General features: G+C 65.7%; 17 protein-coding genes. 8 read left to right on the top strand and 9 right to left on the bottom strand.

What is annotated here, in order from left to right:
- The first annotated feature begins 93 nt into the window (after window positions 1–93).
- The 6 genes from QW887_RS11705 to QW887_RS11680 all read left to right on the top strand — a co-directional run bounded on the left by QW887_RS11705 (window position 94) and on the right by QW887_RS11680 (window position 7,221).
- On the top strand, window positions 94–870 hold the full coding sequence (locus QW887_RS11705; RefSeq protein WP_316194547.1) for an SDR family oxidoreductase: 777 nt from the start codon (window positions 94–96) through the stop codon (window positions 868–870).
- Between the two features lie 79 nt (window positions 871–949).
- Window positions 950–2,374, top strand: coding sequence for an amidase (locus QW887_RS11700; protein WP_315754673.1), 1,425 nt, complete (start codon window positions 950–952; stop codon window positions 2,372–2,374).
- Between the two features lie 225 nt (window positions 2,375–2,599).
- Window positions 2,600–3,922 (top strand): MFS transporter, encoded by a 1,323-nt coding sequence (locus QW887_RS11695; RefSeq protein ID WP_316194546.1) that lies wholly within the window; start codon window positions 2,600–2,602, stop codon window positions 3,920–3,922.
- A 41-nt stretch (window positions 3,923–3,963) separates the two neighbouring features.
- Window positions 3,964–4,626 carry a sulfite oxidase-like oxidoreductase gene (locus tag QW887_RS11690; RefSeq protein WP_316194545.1) on the top strand — a complete coding sequence of 221 codons (663 nt, stop codon included), beginning with the start codon at window positions 3,964–3,966 and terminating at the stop codon, window positions 4,624–4,626.
- 151 nt (window positions 4,627–4,777) lie between these two features.
- A complete protein-coding gene (locus QW887_RS11685; RefSeq protein ID WP_315754677.1) occupies window positions 4,778–5,143 on the top strand; it encodes a hypothetical protein in 366 nt (121 codons plus the stop codon).
- Between the two features lie 860 nt (window positions 5,144–6,003).
- Complete coding sequence (locus QW887_RS11680; RefSeq protein ID WP_316193923.1) at window positions 6,004–7,221, top strand: bifunctional alpha/beta hydrolase/OsmC family protein; 1,218 nt, start codon at window positions 6,004–6,006, stop codon at window positions 7,219–7,221.
- Between the two features lie 192 nt (window positions 7,222–7,413).
- Here the strand turns inward: QW887_RS11680 and QW887_RS11675 are convergent, their stop codons facing one another.
- Window positions 7,414–8,460, bottom strand: coding sequence for a YeeE/YedE family protein (locus QW887_RS11675; protein ID WP_316194617.1), 1,047 nt, complete (start codon window positions 8,458–8,460; stop codon window positions 7,414–7,416).
- Between the two features lie 232 nt (window positions 8,461–8,692).
- Between QW887_RS11675 and paaI the strand changes: the two genes are divergently transcribed.
- Window positions 8,693–9,142: a hydroxyphenylacetyl-CoA thioesterase PaaI gene (gene paaI / locus QW887_RS11670; RefSeq protein ID WP_315754681.1), complete on the top strand. Its 450-nt coding sequence runs from the start codon at window positions 8,693–8,695 to the stop codon at window positions 9,140–9,142.
- Window positions 9,143–9,185: 43 nt separating this feature from the next.
- Window positions 9,186–10,514, top strand: a complete 1,329-nt coding sequence (paaK, locus tag QW887_RS11665; RefSeq protein WP_316194544.1) for a phenylacetate--CoA ligase PaaK — start codon at window positions 9,186–9,188, stop codon at window positions 10,512–10,514.
- 246 nt (window positions 10,515–10,760) lie between these two features.
- Here the strand turns inward: paaK and paaE are convergent, their stop codons facing one another.
- The 8 genes from paaE to QW887_RS11625 form a co-directional block, all read right to left on the bottom strand.
- A complete protein-coding gene (paaE, locus tag QW887_RS11660; RefSeq protein WP_316194543.1) occupies window positions 10,761–11,840 on the bottom strand; it encodes a 1,2-phenylacetyl-CoA epoxidase subunit PaaE in 1,080 nt (359 codons plus the stop codon).
- 136 nt (window positions 11,841–11,976) lie between these two features.
- Window positions 11,977–12,480 (bottom strand): 1,2-phenylacetyl-CoA epoxidase subunit PaaD, encoded by a 504-nt coding sequence (gene paaD, locus QW887_RS11655; protein ID WP_316194542.1) that lies wholly within the window; start codon window positions 12,478–12,480, stop codon window positions 11,977–11,979.
- Window positions 12,474–13,250 (bottom strand): 1,2-phenylacetyl-CoA epoxidase subunit PaaC, encoded by a 777-nt coding sequence (gene paaC / locus QW887_RS11650; protein ID WP_316194541.1) that lies wholly within the window; start codon window positions 13,248–13,250, stop codon window positions 12,474–12,476. Before paaC ends, paaD begins: the two co-directional genes overlap by 7 nt.
- A gap of 129 nt (window positions 13,251–13,379) precedes the next feature.
- Complete coding sequence (gene paaB, locus QW887_RS11645; RefSeq protein WP_315715769.1) at window positions 13,380–13,667, bottom strand: 1,2-phenylacetyl-CoA epoxidase subunit PaaB; 288 nt, start codon at window positions 13,665–13,667, stop codon at window positions 13,380–13,382.
- Between the two features lie 15 nt (window positions 13,668–13,682).
- Window positions 13,683–14,672 (bottom strand): 1,2-phenylacetyl-CoA epoxidase subunit PaaA, encoded by a 990-nt coding sequence (paaA, locus tag QW887_RS11640; RefSeq protein ID WP_315715768.1) that lies wholly within the window; start codon window positions 14,670–14,672, stop codon window positions 13,683–13,685.
- 79 nt (window positions 14,673–14,751) lie between these two features.
- Window positions 14,752–15,633: a phenylacetic acid degradation operon negative regulatory protein PaaX gene (gene paaX / locus QW887_RS11635; protein WP_315715767.1), complete on the bottom strand. Its 882-nt coding sequence runs from the start codon at window positions 15,631–15,633 to the stop codon at window positions 14,752–14,754.
- Between the two features lie 90 nt (window positions 15,634–15,723).
- A complete protein-coding gene (locus QW887_RS11630; protein ID WP_315715766.1) occupies window positions 15,724–16,200 on the bottom strand; it encodes a phasin in 477 nt (158 codons plus the stop codon).
- Window positions 16,201–16,388: 188 nt separating this feature from the next.
- Window positions 16,389–17,162 (bottom strand): hypothetical protein, encoded by a 774-nt coding sequence (locus QW887_RS11625; RefSeq protein WP_315715827.1) that lies wholly within the window; start codon window positions 17,160–17,162, stop codon window positions 16,389–16,391.
- Window positions 17,163–17,275: the final 113 nt, after the last annotated feature.

The raw sequence follows: 17,275 nt of genomic DNA, 5'->3' as shown, positions 1-17,275 counted from the left end.
AAACGGCCGGGAAGCGCAACGCTGCGGTGCAAGATTGACCGCATGGCTGACGCGCCCGACAATCCGGTCTCCCTCCCCTCAGCGAGCACCTCCATGGACCTTCATCTGCGCGGCAAGCGCGTTCTCATCACCGGCGCGTCCAAGGGAATCGGCGCCGGGGCGGCCGAAGCCTTTGCCGAGGAAGGCTGCCACGTCCGGCTCGCTGCGCGCAGCGGCGATCGCCTTTCCGCCCTGGTCGAGCAGCTCCGATCGAAGCACCAGATCGATGCAGCCGCGCATGTGGTGGACCTGCGGAAATCCGAAGACGTCGCGCGGCTGGCGCAGGAGGCGTCCGACATCGACATTCTCGTCAACAATGCCGGCGATATTCCGGGCGGCGCGATCGACAAGATCGACGAGGCGGCCTGGCGGCATGCCTGGGACCTCAAGGTGTTCGGCTTCATCAACCTGACCCGGCTGGTCTATGCCCAGATGAGAGCGCGCGGCGGCGGCGTGATCATCAACGACATCGGCGCAGCCGGCGAGAAGTTCGACGTCAACTACATCTGCGGCAGCGCCGGCAATGCGGCGTTGATGGCCTTCACCCGCGCGCTCGGCTCCAAGAGCCTCGCCGACAACATCCGCGTCGTCGGCATCAATCCCGGGCCGGTCGGTACCGATCGCCACGTCAGCCTGCTCAAGACCCGCGCCCGCGATCTGTTCGGTGACGAGAGCCGCTACACGGAATTCCAGAAAAGCCTGCCGCTCGGCCGTCCCGCGCATGTCAGCGAGATCGCCGACCTGATGGCGTTCCTGGCCTCGGACCGTGCCGGCTACACCTCCGGCGTGATCTATACCGTCGATGGCGGCATCAGCGCAGGGTGGGGTTGATCGCCGCGACCTTTCCACCTCAGCCGAAACGTGATCTACAACGTGGCGCCGGGACGCTTGCCATCAGGAGAACTAAGCTTTGGCCGACCAGGGATTGATCCGCGAGAGCGCCTGCGCCGTCGTCGACAAGTTGAAGTCCGGCAAGGTCACGCCGCTGGATTGCCTCGACGCGCTGGAAGCGCGCATCGCAGCCGTCGACGGCAAGGTCAATGCGCTGCCGACCCTGTGCTTCGACCGCGCGCGCGGTCACGCCAAGGCGCTGATGCAGAAGCCGGCTGCCGAGCGCGGCGTGCTGGCCGGGCTGCCCGTGCCGATCAAGGACCTCACCGACGTCGCCGGCGTGCTGACGACGCAGGGCTCGCCGATCTTCAAGGACCGGATTCCGGAACGCTCCGATCTCGTGGTCGAGCATCTCGAAGCCAATGGCGGCGTGATCTACGCCAAGTCGAACACGCCGGAGTTCGGCGCCGGCGCCAACACCTTCAACGAGGTGTTCGGCGCGACGCGCAATCCCTGGGACACGTCCCGCTCGGCGGCCGGCTCCTCCGGCGGCGCCGCGGTGGCGCTCGCCACCGGCATGGCCTGGTTGGCACACGGCTCCGACATGGGCGGCTCGCTGCGCAACCCCGCCAGCTTCTGCGGCATCGTCGGCCTGCGCCCGAGCTTCGGCCGCGTCGCGAATACGCCGGCGGTGACCATCGACCGCAATCTCGCCGTCCAGGGCCCGATGGCCCGCAACGTCGCGGACCTCGCGCTGCTCTTGGACGCGATGAGCGGCGAGCACGCCGCGGATCCGATCTCGCTGCCCTCGCCTGCGACGTCGTTCCTGGCCGCCGCGCGCTCCGGCAGGAAGCCGGTCCGCGTCGCCTACTCGCCCGATCTCGGCATCACGCCCGTCGATCCCGAAGTCGCTGCCGTCACCCGCAAGGCGGCGCAGCGCTTCGCCGAGCTCGGCGTGATCGTCGAGGAGGCGCATCCCGATTTCAGCGAGGCGCATGAATGCTTCCACGTGCTGCGCGCGCTCGACTTCGCGATGAGCAAGGCGGAGCTGCTGCGCACCAAGCGCGACCTGCTCAAGCCCGAGGTGATCTGGAACATCGAGGAAGGGCTGAAGCTCACGGTCGCGCAGATCGCGCGCGCCGAGGCGCAGCGCGTCGCGATCACCGCGCGCGCGGTGAAGTTCTTCGAGACGTATGATCTGCTGCTGGCGCCGGCGACCATCGTGCCCCCCTTCCCGGTCGAGAACCGCTACGTCGCCGAATGCGCCGGGCAGAAGTTCGACAACTACGTGCAATGGCTCGGCATCGTCTATGCGATCACGCTGGCCTGCTGCCCAGCCCTGTCGCTGCCCTGCGGCTTCACGGAAACGGGCCTGCCGATCGGCCTGCAAATGATCGCGGCGCCGCGCGCCGACGCCAAGCTGCTCGCCGGCGCCAAGTTGCTGGAAGATGTTCTTGGCGTGGCCAGCTCGACCCCGATCGATCCGCGCGCGCCGAAGGGCTAGTTCGGTCGGTGGCCTCATGGTTCGAGAGGCGCCTTGCGGCGCGCCTCACCATGAGGATCGGGACTTGCTTTCGTGGCGCGATGGCCGACGAACGGGGCTTTTCTTCAAGGCCGCCATCCGCCGAGTTCCATGCTCTGAACATGGGACCCATGTCCGTTATCGGCTGTTGGCAATCCGGGCGGCTGCCGTAGAAGGGCCGCAAATCATGCTTGCCGGAGACCGGATATGACAGACCAGGCGCTGCCGCCTGCCGCGGACACTACCACATTCACCGACGTCGAGCGGCGCATCAAGGCGATCCTGATCGGCTCGGCCGGCAACCTGGTCGAGTGGTACGATTTCTATGCCTATACGGCGTTCGCGCTGTACTTCGCGCCGGCCTTCTTTCCGTCGAAGGACCCGGTGGTCGAGCAGCTCAACGCCGCTGTCGTGTTCGCCGCGACGTTCCTGATGCGCCCGCTCGGCGGCTGGCTGTTCGGCTATCTCGCCGATCACCATGGCCGGCGGCTGTCGCTGACCGTCTCGGTGCTCTGCATGTGCTTCGGCTCGCTGATCATCGCGGTGACACCGACCTATGCCACCATCGGCATCGCCGCGCCGATCATCCTGGCGCTCGCCCGCGTGATCGAAGGCCTCAGCCTCGGCGGCGAATATGGCGCCAGCGCCACCTATCTCTCCGAGGTCGCCGACGCCAAGCATCGCGGCTTCTATTCGAGCTTCCAATATGTCACCCTGATCGGCGGGCAGCTCACCGCGATCATCGTGCTTTTGCTGTTGCAGAAGGTGTTCCTGACCCCGGAAGAATTGCGAGCCTGGGGCTGGCGCATTCCGTTCGCGATCGGTGCCGGCCTCGCAATCTTCGTCGCGGTGATGCGGCGGAACCTGCACGAGACCGAAGCCTTCGTGGAGGCCAAGAAGACCGTAGGCCCTTCCGGCTCGATCACCGCCCTGTTCAAATATCCGCGGGAGCTGCTGCTGGTAGTCGGCCTGACCGCGGGCGGCACCGCCGCGTTCTACACCTTCACCACCTACATGCAGACCTTCGTGAAGCTCTCGGTCGGCCTCACCGAGGACCAGACCACGATGGTGATCTTCGGCTCGCTGCTGTTCGCCTGCGTGCTGCAGCCGCTGTATGGCGCGATCTCCGACCGCATCGGTCGCAAGCCGCTGCTGATCTTCTTCGGCGTCGCCGGCACCTTGTCGACGATCCCGATCCTGACGGTACTGAAGGGCACCAAGGAGCCGTTCACAGCCTTCCTGCTGATCTGCGGCGCCTGGATCTTCACGGCGGGCTACACCTCGATCAATGCGGTGGTGAAGGCCGAGCTGTTTCCGACCAATGTCCGCGCGCTCGGTGTCGGCCTGCCCTATGCGATCACCGTATCGCTGTTCGGTGGCACCGCGCCGGCGATCGCCCTCTACTTCAAGAGCATAGGGCACGAGACGTGGTTCTATTATTATCTCACCGGCGTGATCTTCCTGTCGCTGCTGATCTATGCGAGCATGCGCGATACCAAGCATGCGTCCGCGATGCACCGGCACGAATGAGTCCGCACGAAAAAGCCCGCACGAATTGACGAGGTGTCGAGATGGCCGACGAGTCCAGCCTGCCGCCCGAGAGCAAGCTGACCCGCAGCAAGGAACGCTGGGCGCGCGAGGGCAAATTCCTGACCGGCCGCATCATCAGGCCGGAGGACCAGCGCCTGCCGCCGGGGCAGCATCTGACCCGCGACTGGCCGGTGCTCGACCTCGGCCTGACACCGTCGGTCACATCAGAGCGCTGGCGACTCGATGTCTATGGCGCCGTCGAGAACCCGCTGTTCTGGGACATGCGCGCCTTCCTCGCCCAGGAGCAGCGCCAGTTCGTCTCCGACATCCACTGCGTCACGACCTGGTCGCGCTACGACAATCAATGGGAAGGGCTCGCCACACGTGACCTGCTCGCCGCCTGCCGGCCGCGCGACAGCGCTGAATTCGTCGTGCTGCATTCCTATGACGGCTACACGACGAACCTGATGCTCGAAGACTTCGCCGCCGAGGATGCGTTGCTCGCGCATAGCTGGTCCGGCGCGCCGTTGACTGGAGAGCATGGCGGCCCGGTGCGCGTCGTCGTGCCGCATCTGTATTTCTGGAAGAGCGCGAAATGGCTGAAGGCGATCGAATTTCTCGAGGCCGACAAGCCCGGCTATTGGGAGGTGCGCGGCTATCACAACCGCGGCGATCCCTGGGCCGAGCAGCGCTATTCGGACTGACGGGCCGACAGGACCGTAGGGCGGGCAAAGGCTTGCAGCGTCGTGCCAACCCTCGCCTGTTCTGAATGAAGCTGAATGGGAAAAGAATGGTGGGCACGCTTCGCTTTGCCCACCCTACGCGCTCAATTTTCGAACATGCCAGAGATGCAGCATGGAGTTCACTTCAGAAACTGGCAAGATCCCCAAAGGCTATGGGTACCTTCTCAAGCCGAGCGTCATCCTCGCCGCACTGACCGCAAGAGATCTCGGCGGCATTCGCATCCACCTCGTTCGCAGCCACGGCAGGCGTCTGTTCGATGCACGATATCGGCCGCCGGACGGCGACATTCCTTATGAGCGTCTCAACATCAAGGTCGGCACCGCGCACGAGCGGGACTTGCCCCCACTCCGCCGGCAAGCGAAGGACGAAGCGCTGCCGGCGCTCGTCCGATGGATTACCGATCTCGTCTCGCAGGACCTGCCGACGGCGATCCGGCATGGCGAACAGGAGATCGAGCTGTTGCCGCCGCGAGACTGATCGGCGCCTGGTCGTGAGATCGATCGCTGGTCCGGGCCGATCGCAGTCCAATCGCATATTGACCTACGTCGTAACGAACCATCACACCAGTTAGTTACTCCGTCATGCCCGGGCTCGTCCCGGGCATCCACTTCGTTCCCAGCATGCCGAACGGCGTGGATAGCCGGGACAAGCCCGGCCATGACGACCTGGAGACAGGCGGCACAAAACTCCGATCGTCAAATGCGATAGCCCTCGGTCTGACCGGAAGGTGTTGGCGTCAATCATGTGGTCCCACGTCCAGCCTCGCCCCCCAAATAATCTCCCTCTTGCTAATTTCTGAAAATCGTGATTTACTCCTCGCCATCCCGCCTCGTTGCAGAGGGGCGTATCGCGATCGTCACGGACGTGGAGCGCGGGATGCGGTGGGCGCGACGGGTCGCAGCATGGTCTTCCGTGCGGACGAACGATCCGGTGCGCACGGTGAAATCGTGTGGTCTCGGCGCCGCGGTGCTGGCGTCAAGTCGTGGTGCGGATGACGCGCATCGCGATGACGGGGGCAAGAAAGCCGTTCCCCGGAGAGAGCACGTATAAGCCGTTCCAACCATTGCGCAGGGAAGGCCGGGATGTCCTCAGCCGTACCTGTGGTTCTGCCGCCTGCATTTTTTCCGCAGGCGGGCCATGGGGGCGGCAGGCTCCCGACCTTCCCTGCGCCCTCTTGTTTCAAGAGGGTGGAAGATCCGCAGAGCTCGGGCCGTGCAGGCCGCGAGGGTATGCCACCATGTCTGCGCGTATGGCCAGATCTGTTGTATGACAACGGGGAACGATGCCGTGTCATCGCCTCGCACGGCGGTGAAGACGCAACGGATGGAGACCACATCATGCCGACCGAACGTTTCCAGTTTGAAGGCGCAGGCGGCGACAAGCTCTCCGCGGCGCTCGATCTGCCTGATGGCGCGCCGCGGGCCTATGCGCTGTTCGCGCATTGTTTCTCCTGCGGCAAGGACACGCATGCGGCGCGGCGCATCGCCATGGCGCTGACGGCGCATGGCATCGCCGTGCTGCGGTTCGACTTCACCGGCCTGGGCTCCAGCGAAGGCGACTTCGCCAACACGACGTTCTCCTCCAACGTCGCCGACCTCGTCCGCGCCGCCAATCATCTGCGCGAGACCCGACAGGCGCCGGCGATCCTGATCGGCCACAGCCTCGGCGGAGCCGCCGTGCTGGCCGCCGCCGGCGACATTCCCGATGCGAAAGCCGTGGTGACGATCGCGGCGCCCTCCGACCCGGGCCACGTCACCGCGCTATTCAAGGACAGCCTCGAGGCGATCCGCCGCGACGGCTCGGCCGAGGTCTCGCTCGCGGGCCGTCCGTTCCGCATCAGCAGCTCGTTCCTCGACGACGTCGTCGAGCAGCGCCTGCTCGACAGGGTCAAGCATCTGCACAAGGCGCTGCTGGTGATGCACTCGCCTGTCGACGACACCGTCGGCATCGACAACGCGACGAAGATCTTCATCGCCGCCAGGCATCCGAAGAGCTTCATCTCGCTCGATCACGCTGATCATCTCATCAGCAGGAAGGAGGACGCAGCCTACATCGCCGAGGTGATCGCGAGCTGGGCCGGCCGTTACGTCGCGCCCGCGGCCGCCGAGCCGGCGCCCGCAGATGGTCCGCGCGACGTGGTCGTGCGCGAGACCCGGTCGAGCAAGCTGCAGCAGGCCATCGCGCTCGGCCCGCATCATCTCACCGCGGACGAGCCGCTCTCGGTCGGCGGCCAGGACACCGGCCCGGGCCCCTACGACCTCCTGCTCGCGGCGCTCGGCGCCTGCACCTCGATGACGATGCGGCTCTATGCCGACCGCAAATTCCTGCCGCTCGACCGCATCACGGTCACCTTGCGCCACAGCAAGATCCATGCGGAGGACTGCGCGGAGTGCGAGACCAAGGTCGGGCTGATCGATCAGCTCGACCGCGAGATCCACCTGGACGGCGCGCTCGATCAGGAGCAGCGCAGGAAGCTGATGGAGATCGCCGACAAATGCCCGGTGCACCGGACGCTGACGTCGGAGATCCGTATCGTCACGCGCGCGACGGAGTGAGCTCATTCGACTGAGTCACAACCACCGTCATTCCGGGGCAAGGCCGTGAGGCCTTGAACCCGGAATCCCGAGATTGTCTTGCGTCCATTTCCGGCAATGTCGATATTCCGGGTTCAATCGCCGACGCGCAGCCGCTTCGCGACTTCGCATCGACGATTGCCCCGGAATGACGGTGGTCGTGACACAATGAGACTAACGCGCCGCCTGCGGCTCGATCTTCAGCGGCCTGACGCGCAACGCTCCGCGCAGGCCGGCCGCCGTGCCGATGAAGATTCCCGCGATGGCGACGAAGGACGGCAGCGCCAGGGTCGACAGCCCTGTCAGGCCCTGCCCGACCGAGCAGCCCAGCGCCATCACGCCGCCGATGCCCATCAGCGCGGCGCCGCCAACCGAACGCAGCATGTGATGCGGAGAGTGGAAGCCTTCGAGCCTGAAGCGCCGCGTCGCCAACGCGGTGACGAGGCTGCCGGCGAGCACCCCGGCCACGGTGGCGATGCCGAAATTGGCGGTCGAGCCGGTCGACAGCATGATGTATTGCAGGGCATCGGCGATCGGCGCGACGAAGGTCAGCGACGCGACCGGCACGGGGTTGAAATCGTCCGCGCCAAGAGTGCCGGTCGCGAACCAGCCGGCCGCGATCAGCAGGCCGACGACGAGGCCGGCGAGCATCTGGCCGGGCGCGCGCCGGAATGGCGCATGCGCAAGGGCGAAGACGATCAGCGCGCCGCCGAGCCCGAGGGCCGGCAGCAGCCGCGCCGCTGCACCATGCAGGCCACCGACCGACAGCACAGCCGGCAGCGACGTCGCGGTCGCCGCGGTCTGCGAGCCCTGCATCAGCGCGATGCGCAGCGGCGCGATCAGGCCCTTCAACGTCATCTCCGCCGCGATCGCGAGCACGGTCACGACGACGAGGGAGCGCAGATTGCCGCGGCCGAGCAGCACCAGCGCGCGCGAACCGCAACCGTTGGCGAGCACCATGCCGTAGCCGAACAGAACACCGCCCAAGAGCATCAGCGGCACCGAGAACGTCGGCTGCAGATAGATCGACTTGCCGAGATCGACGGCGCCGTTGGCCGCGAGCAGCTGTGTGGCGATGATGGCAATGCCCATCGCCAGGGCGTAAGTTCGCACCAGCCGGCGGTCGCCGTCGGCCCACCAGCCGCGCAGGCTGCTCATCATGCAGAAGCCGCTGAGCAGCCCCACCACGCCATAGACCAGGCCGATCATGAGACCGGCCATCATGGCCAGATTGGCGGCTTCGGGCACGTTCGGGATTCCTTCCGGTTGCGGACAACACGCGCGTTGCGCAGGCAGCGCTTTCGCTTGACGCGCGCAGAATATTTGCCACGATGTCGCACCTAACTAGATGAGAATGCTTGTTCCAACAAGCATCGACGGGAGAGAACGCCGTGATTTCAGAAGCGCATCCTCAGGGGTGGCCGACGCATTGCGCATGCATGGAGGCCGCACGGTGAGCGGCGTGGCGACACTTTCCGCCGACGCTCTCGCCCGCGCCTGCGCCGACGCGATGTGGCAGGACGACCGCGCCAGCCAGGGGCTCGGCATGCACATCGTCGAGATCGGCCCCGGACGCGCCACGCTGCAGATGACGGTGCAGCCGCACATGGTCAACGGCCACGGCATCGCCCATGGCGGCTTCATCTTCACGCTGGCCGATTCCGCCTTCGCCTTTGCCTGCAACTCGCACAACGACCGCACCGTGGCCGCACAGGGCAGCATCAGCTTCATCCGCCCCGGCAAGCTCGGCGACGTTCTGCTTGCTCGCGCGCACGAGGTATCCCGCAGCGGGCGCTCAGGCATCTATGATGTCCGCGTTACGGCAGGCGACACGGTGATCGCCGAATTCCGCGGCCATTCCCGCAGCATCGGCGGCACGCTGGTCCCGGCCGCCGCGAGCTGATCCGCTTCCCCATCGCCCCGCGCCCCTGCCGGAGGACCTGACCATGACATCGACCAAGCTTCAATCGACCGGCAGCTACGTTCCCGAGATGGACGCTGCCGAGCGTGCCTCGCGCGACGAGATCATGGCGCTGCAGACGAGCCGGCTCGCCTGGTCGCTGAAGCACGCCTATGACAACGTCGCCCATTACCGCCGCGCCTTCGACAAGGCGGGGGTGCATCCCTCCGACTTCCGCGAGCTCGCCGACCTCGCCAAGTTTCCGTTCACGGTGAAGACCGACCTGCGCGACAATTACCCGTTCAACATGTTCGCCGTGCCGCGCGAGCAACTGGTAAGGGTGCACGCCTCCTCGGGCACGACTGGCAAGCCGATCGTGGTCGGCTATACCAGGAACGACATCGCGACCTGGTCGGCCGTGATGGCCCGCTCGATCCGCGCCGCCGGCGGCCGGAGCGGCATGATCATCCACAACGCCTATGGCTATGGCCTGTTCACCGGCGGCCTCGGCGTCCATTACGGCGCCGAGCAGCTCGGCTGCACGGTGGTGCCCATCTCCGGCGGCATGACCGAGCGGCAGGTGCAGCTGATCAATGATTTCCGTCCTGACATCATCACCGTGACGCCAAGCTACATGCTGGCAATCCTCGACGAGTTCAAGCGTCAGGGCCTCGATCCGCGGCAGAGCTCGCTCAAGATCGGCATCTTCGGCGCCGAGCCGTGGACCAATGCGATGCGCGCCGAGATCGAGGATGCGTTCGCGATGGACGCCACCGACATCTACGGCCTGTCCGAGGTGATCGGCCCTGGTGTGGCGCAGGAATGCCTGGAGACCAAGGACGGGCTGCACATCTGGGAGGATCATTTCTATCCGGAGATCGTCGATCCCGACACCGGCAAGGTGCTGCCCGACGGCGAGATGGGCGAACTGGTGTTCACCTCGTTGACCAAGGAGGCCTTTCCCGTCATCCGCTATCGCACCCGCGATCTGACGCGCCTGCTGCCGGGCACCGCGCGGCCGGGAATGCGACGGATGGAGAAGGTCACGGGCCGCTCCGACGACATGATCATCCTGCGCGGCGTCAACCTGTTCCCGTCACAGATCGAGGAGATCCTGCTGTCGACCGAGTGGTGCGGCGGCCATTTCATGCTGGAGCTGACGCGCGAGGGCCGCATGGACGAGCTGACCATCTACGCGGAGTCGCGCCCCGAGCATTGGGACGAGACCGGCCTCGGCGCGCACGCCGAGCGCATCTCCATCCACATCAAGAACACCATCGGTCTCACGGCAAAGGTGAAAGTCGTCCCGCCCGACACGCTGGAGCGCTCGGCCGGCAAGGCGAAACGGATCAAGGACAAGCGGCCGGTGGGGTAGCCGTTCAGAGATGAAATCGAGATTGAGCGCCGATGACAGTGAGCTCCCTCGCCCCGCCTGCGGGGAGAGGGTTGGGGTGAGGGGGACTCTCCACGCACCGAACTCGCGGAGAGTCCCCCTCACCCGGATTGCATCTAACGATGCAATCCGACCTCTCCCCGCAAGCGGGGCGAGGTGCAGCGAGCGAGCCGAGCGAGCGTGCTCACATAGGCCTCGATCAGCAGTCGAAATTTCGCGGCCACTACCTCACACATGATCGTAGTCCACCACCACGCGCTCCGTCACCGGCCTGGCCTGACACGTGAGCACAAAACCAGCCTGCAGCTCCCATGGCTCCAGCGAGTAGTTAAGCTCCATCTCCGCTCTTCCCTCCACCAGCTTGGCGCGGCAGGTGGAGCACATGCCGCCCTTGCAGGCGAACGGCAGGTCGACGCCGGCGCGCAGCGCGGCGTCGAGGATGGCTTCGCCGTCGGCGACCGGAACCTCGCGGCGCTTGCCGTCGATGATCAGGGCGGCGATGGCCTTCGGCGGCGCCGAGTCCGGAACGACCATCTTGGGCCGCGGCTTGCCGCCGGCGCCGGAGACGAAGCGCTCGACATGGACGCGGTCGTCGGAGATGCCGAGCGCGCGGCAGGCGGCCTCGATATCCTCGCTCATCCCGGTGGGACCGCAGATGAAGACGTGATCGACGCTCTCGGCCGGCACCAGCGAGCGCAGCAGCACGCGCACCTTCTCGCCGTCTAGCCGGCCGTGCAGGATCGGCAGATCCTGCTCCTCGCCGGAGATGACGTGGAACAGCGAGAAGCGGTCGAGGAAACGATCCTTCAGCTCCTCGAGCTGTTCGCGGAACAGCATGCCTGCGGTGGTGCGGCTGCCGTAGAACAGGAAGAAGCGGCTGTGCGGCTCCCGCGCCAACACGGCTTTCACGATCGAGAGGATCGGCGTGATTCCGGAGCCCGCCGCGAAGCCGACGTGGGTGCGCGCGGCCTCCGGCTGCAATGCCACGCCAAAACGTCCAGTTGGCGTCATCACGTCAATCTCGTCGCCGCGCTTCAGTTCGTCAGTGACGAAGCTGGAGAACGCGCCGCCATCGACGCGCTTCACCGCGATGCGGATCTCGTCATCATCGGGGCCGGAGCAGATCGAATAGGAGCGCCGCACCTCCTCGCCGCCGAGCGTGGTCTTCAACGTGAGATATTGCCCCGGCGCGAACTGATAGTCCGCCGCCAGCTCGTTCGGAATCGCAAAGGTCAGCGACACGGCATCGGGCGCCTCGCGGCGCAGGTCACGGATAGCGAGACGGTGGAAGCGTGGCGTGGTCGACATCGGGTTCATCCTCCCGTCATTGCGAGGAGCGAAGCAACGAAGCAATCCAGGACCGCGCGGGACTCTGGATCGCTTCCGCCGACGCCCTTCGGGCTTCGGCGGACAAGTCGCTGCGCTCGCGATGACGGCTGCTGCATCAGTGACACTTGAAATAATCGAACGGCTCGCGGCACGATCTGCAGCGCCACAGCGCCTTGCACGAGGTCGAGCCGAACTCGGCGAGCTGCTCGGTGTCGACGGATCCGCATTGCGGACACGCAACCTCGGCCACGCCAAACAGCGCGCGGCGCCCGCTCGACGGCTGCGGCGGCGCAATACCGTACTCCCTGAGCTTGCGCCGCCCCTGCTCGCTCATCCAGTCCGTGGTCCAGGCCGGCGACAGCACCGTGCGAACGTGGGCATCACGGAAGCCGGCGCGCTCCAGCGCCAGCTCGATCTCCAGCGCGATCATGTTCATCGCCGGACAGCCGGAATAGGTCGGCGTGATCGCGACCTCGACGCGGTCGCCGACGACCTCGACCTCGCGCAGGACGCCGAGATCGTCGATCGTCAGCACCGGAATTTCCGGATCGACCACCGATGCCGCGGCGTCCCAGGCGCGCTGGCGCAGCTCGGCCGGGCTGAAATCCGCAACTACCATGTCGCACCGGGAAAGCTGCGCTGCATGTATTGCAGCTCGCAGAGGAGATGGCCGAGATGCTCGCTGTGGCGGCCGTCGCGGCCGCCCTGCTGCATCCACTCGTTCTCCGGCAGCACCAGGGTCGCCTCGCGCGCGACATGCGACACGCTCGACAGCCATTCCGGCAGCAGTTGCGTCGGATCGATCGCGATACCCGCGTCGATCAGACCGCGCTCACTCTCGTCGACGCTGAACATCTCGCCGGTATAGGGCCAGAGGTCATCGATCGCGGCTTGCGCGCGGGCGTGGCTTTCGTCGGTGCCGTCACCGAGCCGGATCACCCATTCGCTGGCGTGGCGCAAATGATAGGCGCATTCCTTCTCCGACTTGGCCGCGATCGCCGCCAGGGTCGCATCGGTCGAGCCCATCATGCCGCGCCAATACAGATCGGCGAACGCCGCGTAGAACAGCTGCCGCACCATCGTGTGCGCGAAGTCGCCATTTGGACGCTCGACCAGCAGCAGGTTGCGATACTGCCTGACATCCCGGAGATAAGCGAGCTTGTCCTCGTCATTGTCGCGACCCTCGACCTTGGCGGCGTAGCCGTAGAGCTCGCGCGCCTGACCGATCAGATCGAGCGCCATGTTGGACAGCGCCATGTCCTCTTCGAGAACAGGCGCATGGCCGCACCATTCGGAGAGGCGATGGCCGAGGATCAGCGCATCATCGGCGCGGCGCAAGGTGTAGAGCACCAGCGGCGTTTCGCAGACGGTGATCGAGGGAGCGGTCATGGTTGTGATCCGATCAGGCCCGCCACGAACTCAGCCATTGCGAGCGCAGCAATCCAGGGATTCATCCGAGCCGGCAGTCTGGATTGCTTCGCTGCGCTCGCAATGACGACGGCTGACGGCCGTCCGCACTCACATATGCCCGACTTCCTCGGGCACATCGTAGAACGTCGGATGCCGATAGATCTTCGACTCCGCCGGCTCGAACATCATGCCCTTGTCGGCAGGATCGGACGCGGTGATCGCGCTCGACGGCACCACCCAGATCGACAGGCCCTCGCCGCGGCGGGTGTAGAGATCGCGCGCCGCCTGCAGTGCCATGGTCGCATCCGGCGCGTGCAGCGAGCCGCAATGCTTGTGCGCAAGCCCGTTGCGGCTGCGGATGAAGACTTCCCACAACGGCGTGTTCGGCGTCGCCATTTCGATCTCCCTGTCCTATTCGGCAGCCTGCGCCATCCGGCGCCGCGCGCGCTTCTCGGCGTAGGCGGTCGCGGCCTCGCGCACCCAGGCGCCCTCGGCATGCGCCTTGCGGCGCGCGGCCATGCGATCGCGGTTGCACGGGCCGTTGCCGGCCAGCACCTGCTTGAACTCGTTCCAGTCGATCGGGCCGTGCACCCAATGGCCCTGCTCGTCCTGCGTCATCTCGGGATCGGGAATGGTGAGCCCGAGATACTGCGCCTGCGGCACGGTGGCATCGATGAACTTCTGGCGCAGCTCGTCGTTCGAGAAGCGCTTGATCTTCCACTTGGTCGAGGTGTCGCTGTGCTGGCTGGCCTGGTCGGGCGGGCCGAACATCATCAGCACCGGCCACCACCAGCGGTTCAGCGCGTCCTGCGCCATCGCCTTCTGCTCGGGCGTGCCGCGGCAGAGCGTGAGCATGATCTCGTAGCCCTGCCGCTGATGGAACGATTCCTCCTTGCAGACGCGGATCATCGCACGCGCATAGGGACCATAGGAACAGCGGCACAACGGAATCTGGTTCATGATCGCGGCGCCGTCGACCAGCCAGCCGATCACACCGATGTCTGCCCAGGTCAGGGTCGGGTAGTTGAAGATCGAGGAGTACTTGGCCTTGCCGGCGAGCATCGCATCGACCAGCTCCTCGCGCGAGGCGCCGAGCGTCTCGGCGGCGGCGTAGAGATACAGCCCGTGGCCGCACTCGTCCTGGACCTTGGCGAGCAACGCTGCCTTGCGGCGCAGGCTCGGCGCGCGCGTGATCCAGTTGCCCTCGGGCAGCATGCCGACGATTTCGGAATGGGCGTGTTGCGAGATCTGCCGGACCAGCGTCTTGCGATAGGCCGCCGGCATCCAATCGTTCGGCTCGATGCGCTCTTCGGCATCGATGCGCGCCTGAAAGCGCGAGGCGCGTCCAGCGTCCTCGGCGAAGCTGCCCTCCTCGGGCGAATTGAGCGCCTGCGTGTACATTGCGGCGGCGTCCTCCCAGGACTTGGTTGACGCCAATATATAACGAGATTTCATCCGTGCAATCGAATTCTGTAATATATCAACGGACCGCATTCTCAACGGCGAAACGCCGCAGCAGCGCCGCTCCGGCCGCCGGCAGAGGCCCCTCCTCATTTGTTGCATGCGCGTCGAGCCAGCGCTCGGAACCCGGCAGCAGCAACCGATAAATCTCGCCGCACAGCGCCCGGGCCTGCCGTCCAGGCCAATTCCCCGGCAGCAGCTCGGCCGGCAGCAGCGGATCGCGCAGCACGATGCGCCGATAGTGGTGGATCAGCAGGATCCGGGCGGTGAAGGCCTGCCCGTCGGACAACACCTCGCCGCGCGCGATGCTGTCCTTGAGCGGCGCAAAGGAGGCGCTGAACTTGCGGTACGCCTCCGCCGTCCGCTCCAGCGCCCAGCTCTCGGCGACCAGCCGTCGCGCCATGTCGGAGCCGGCGGACGCTTGCAGGCGGATGGCCCCCTCCACTGCGTCAGGGACGGCGATGCTCGAGGGGGCCACGAACACACCGGGCAGCGGGCTGCCGAAGCCCGCATCGCGCAGCGCAGTCCTCGCCTGCTCGCGATCCTCGGCGCTGCCGATGAGCAGCAGTTCGAAGCTGCCGTTCCATTCCGCCGGCGGCGAATCGTAGATGTGGCGGGTGGCGCCGGCGAAGGTCTGTTCGCCGCGCCGGGTCAGGCGATAGAAGCTGTTGCGTCCTATTCTGCTGCGCTCGAACCAGCCTTCCGCCGTCAGCCGCGACATCGCCGTGCGCACCACGCTGCCGTCGATGGCGAGCCCTTCGAAGAAGGCGAGCAAGCTGCCGAGCCAGACGCTGCCGCCCCGCGGCACGATGGCGTCGCCGAACACGGTGATGATCAGCGAGCCCGTGCGCGACGGCTCGCTCTTCAGTTGATTGACGATGCGGGACAGAGGCTGCGCCATGTCTCCGCTTTATCCGGTTTCGCCTGGTCACAAAAGAAAAGGCCCGCACGATGCGGGCCTTGCAGGTCGATCGGCTGATGCGCGAGGCGATCAGGCGGTCTTGTTGTAGGCCTTGGCCATGTTCTCCTGCGCGAGCTTGGCACCTTCGGTGACGAGCTTGCCGACATACTCGCTGGTCGACTTGGCGCGGGCGACGAGCGCCTCACCGCGGGCACGGGCCAGCTCACCCTGGATCTGAACGGCTTCGCTGATCGACTTGGCGGACGCCAGCCGGTCGATGCCGTCGAAGAAGGCCTCGGTGTCCTGATACAGCGCCTGCTGAATGTTCCGGCTGATCTTGCCGGCCTCGGTCACGCCGTCGAACACGGCGGTCTCGATCGCCGACGTCACCTTCTCGGAGCCAGCGAGGGCCTCCGCAGCGCGCTCCTTGGCGGTCGACGCGGTCTTCTTGACGAACTCCCGCGCGGACTCCGGCACTTCCATCGTCTGCAGGTTCTTGAACGCGTCGGTCACCGGCGCAAAGGCGTCTTTGACGGTGTCGAACACGGTGTTGGTCTCGGTGGTCATGGCTGTCTCCATCCTCAATGCTTCTGAGCTATGGCTCGCTCCGTCCCTTATGAAACCGGAGTGACTCAGCTATATCATTCTGAATGGTGCAACGCAACATAAATGTTGCAACGCACCATCCCGGGATGGGAGGAAAGAACTGGCAACCGCTGAGCGACCCGCCGCACGTCGGAACGTTCGGGTGAACCTCAGTGCTCGGCAGGGGCGCCGCCGTGCTTTTTGTTGCGGTTCTTCCCCGACCGGGCCGGCTCGGCCGGCTTTGGAGCCGCCTCATCAGCCTTGGGCGCGGCGTCGACGGGCTGAGACGGCTTCATCAACGTGTCGAGCATGGCCCGGATCTCGCGCAACTCTGCCTCGATCGCGACTGTCGGTGACGGATCGGGTGCTTTGGCAGCGTTCAGCGTCCGGTCGAGCAATGCTTTGATCTCGCTCAACTGGGGCGTGACGTCGACGGCGGATTTTGCCGCCGGTTGCGGAGCCTTGGTCGCGGCAAGAAGCTCGTTGAGCAAGTCCTTGATCCCCTTCAAGTCCGGCGTGACGTCGCGCGGCGGCGCCACGACTGGCGCCGGCGCCTTGGACGCGGAGAGAAGCGAATCCAGCACGCTCCTGATCTCGTTCAATTGCGGAGCGAGATCGGCGGGCGTCGTCGCGGGCACCTGCGCGGAAGCCAGCAGCTCCTTCAACAACACCCGTGTCTCCGCCAGCTCGCCCTCGATGGAGGCGAGCCGCTCATTCAAGGCGGTGAGCTGACCACGGCTCGGCACGTTCATGCCGGCGAAATAGTTTTCCATCAGATCAACCATGGGCTTCTGTCCGTTTCCTGAACCAGTTGCGGGACCGTCGGAGGATGGACGGGGCGTCACACCCATCGGGCGCAGCCGCGTGAAGGCGCTGAAGCTCTTCTGCATCTCTCCGACCATCTGCTGCCAGAATGCGATCGGGTCGCCAGCTTTGTTCGCCATCGGCACGCTCCTTCAGACCAATACAAGACTCAAACACAACTTATCATAGCACGCCTTCGCTGCGGTGCGGGAGAACTTGTAGCTTGCTTCTCTCGACCAACAGAACCATGCCA

The organism is Bradyrhizobium sp. SZCCHNRI3052 (assembly GCF_032484895.1).
Lineage (GTDB): Bacteria > Pseudomonadota > Alphaproteobacteria > Rhizobiales > Xanthobacteraceae > Bradyrhizobium.
This window is presented reverse-complemented; position numbering and strand designations above follow the sequence as displayed.

Coding starts and splice junctions, on each gene's coding strand:
- QW887_RS11625 (WP_315715827.1), bottom strand. CDS start 17,162: ATGGCGAACAAAGCTGGCGACCCGATCGCATTCTGGCAGCAGATGGTC.
- paaE (WP_316194543.1), bottom strand. CDS start 11,840: ATGTCGACCACGCCACGCTTCCACCGTCTCGCTATCCGTGACCTGCGC.
- QW887_RS11690 (WP_316194545.1), top strand. CDS start 3,964: ATGGCCGACGAGTCCAGCCTGCCGCCCGAGAGCAAGCTGACCCGCAGC.
- QW887_RS11705 (WP_316194547.1), top strand. CDS start 94: ATGGACCTTCATCTGCGCGGCAAGCGCGTTCTCATCACCGGCGCGTCC.
- QW887_RS11675 (WP_316194617.1), bottom strand. CDS start 8,460: ATGGCCGGTCTCATGATCGGCCTGGTCTATGGCGTGGTGGGGCTGCTC.
- paaX (WP_315715767.1), bottom strand. CDS start 15,633: ATGGCGCAGCCTCTGTCCCGCATCGTCAATCAACTGAAGAGCGAGCCG.
- QW887_RS11680 (WP_316193923.1), top strand. CDS start 6,004: ATGCCGACCGAACGTTTCCAGTTTGAAGGCGCAGGCGGCGACAAGCTC.
- paaC (WP_316194541.1), bottom strand. CDS start 13,250: ATGACCGCTCCCTCGATCACCGTCTGCGAAACGCCGCTGGTGCTCTAC.
- paaB (WP_315715769.1), bottom strand. CDS start 13,667: ATGGCGACGCCGAACACGCCGTTGTGGGAAGTCTTCATCCGCAGCCGC.
- QW887_RS11630 (WP_315715766.1), bottom strand. CDS start 16,200: ATGACCACCGAGACCAACACCGTGTTCGACACCGTCAAAGACGCCTTT.
- paaD (WP_316194542.1), bottom strand. CDS start 12,480: ATGGTAGTTGCGGATTTCAGCCCGGCCGAGCTGCGCCAGCGCGCCTGG.
- QW887_RS11695 (WP_316194546.1), top strand. CDS start 2,600: ATGACAGACCAGGCGCTGCCGCCTGCCGCGGACACTACCACATTCACC.
- paaA (WP_315715768.1), bottom strand. CDS start 14,672: ATGTACACGCAGGCGCTCAATTCGCCCGAGGAGGGCAGCTTCGCCGAG.
- paaK (WP_316194544.1), top strand. CDS start 9,186: ATGACATCGACCAAGCTTCAATCGACCGGCAGCTACGTTCCCGAGATG.
- QW887_RS11685 (WP_315754677.1), top strand. CDS start 4,778: ATGGAGTTCACTTCAGAAACTGGCAAGATCCCCAAAGGCTATGGGTAC.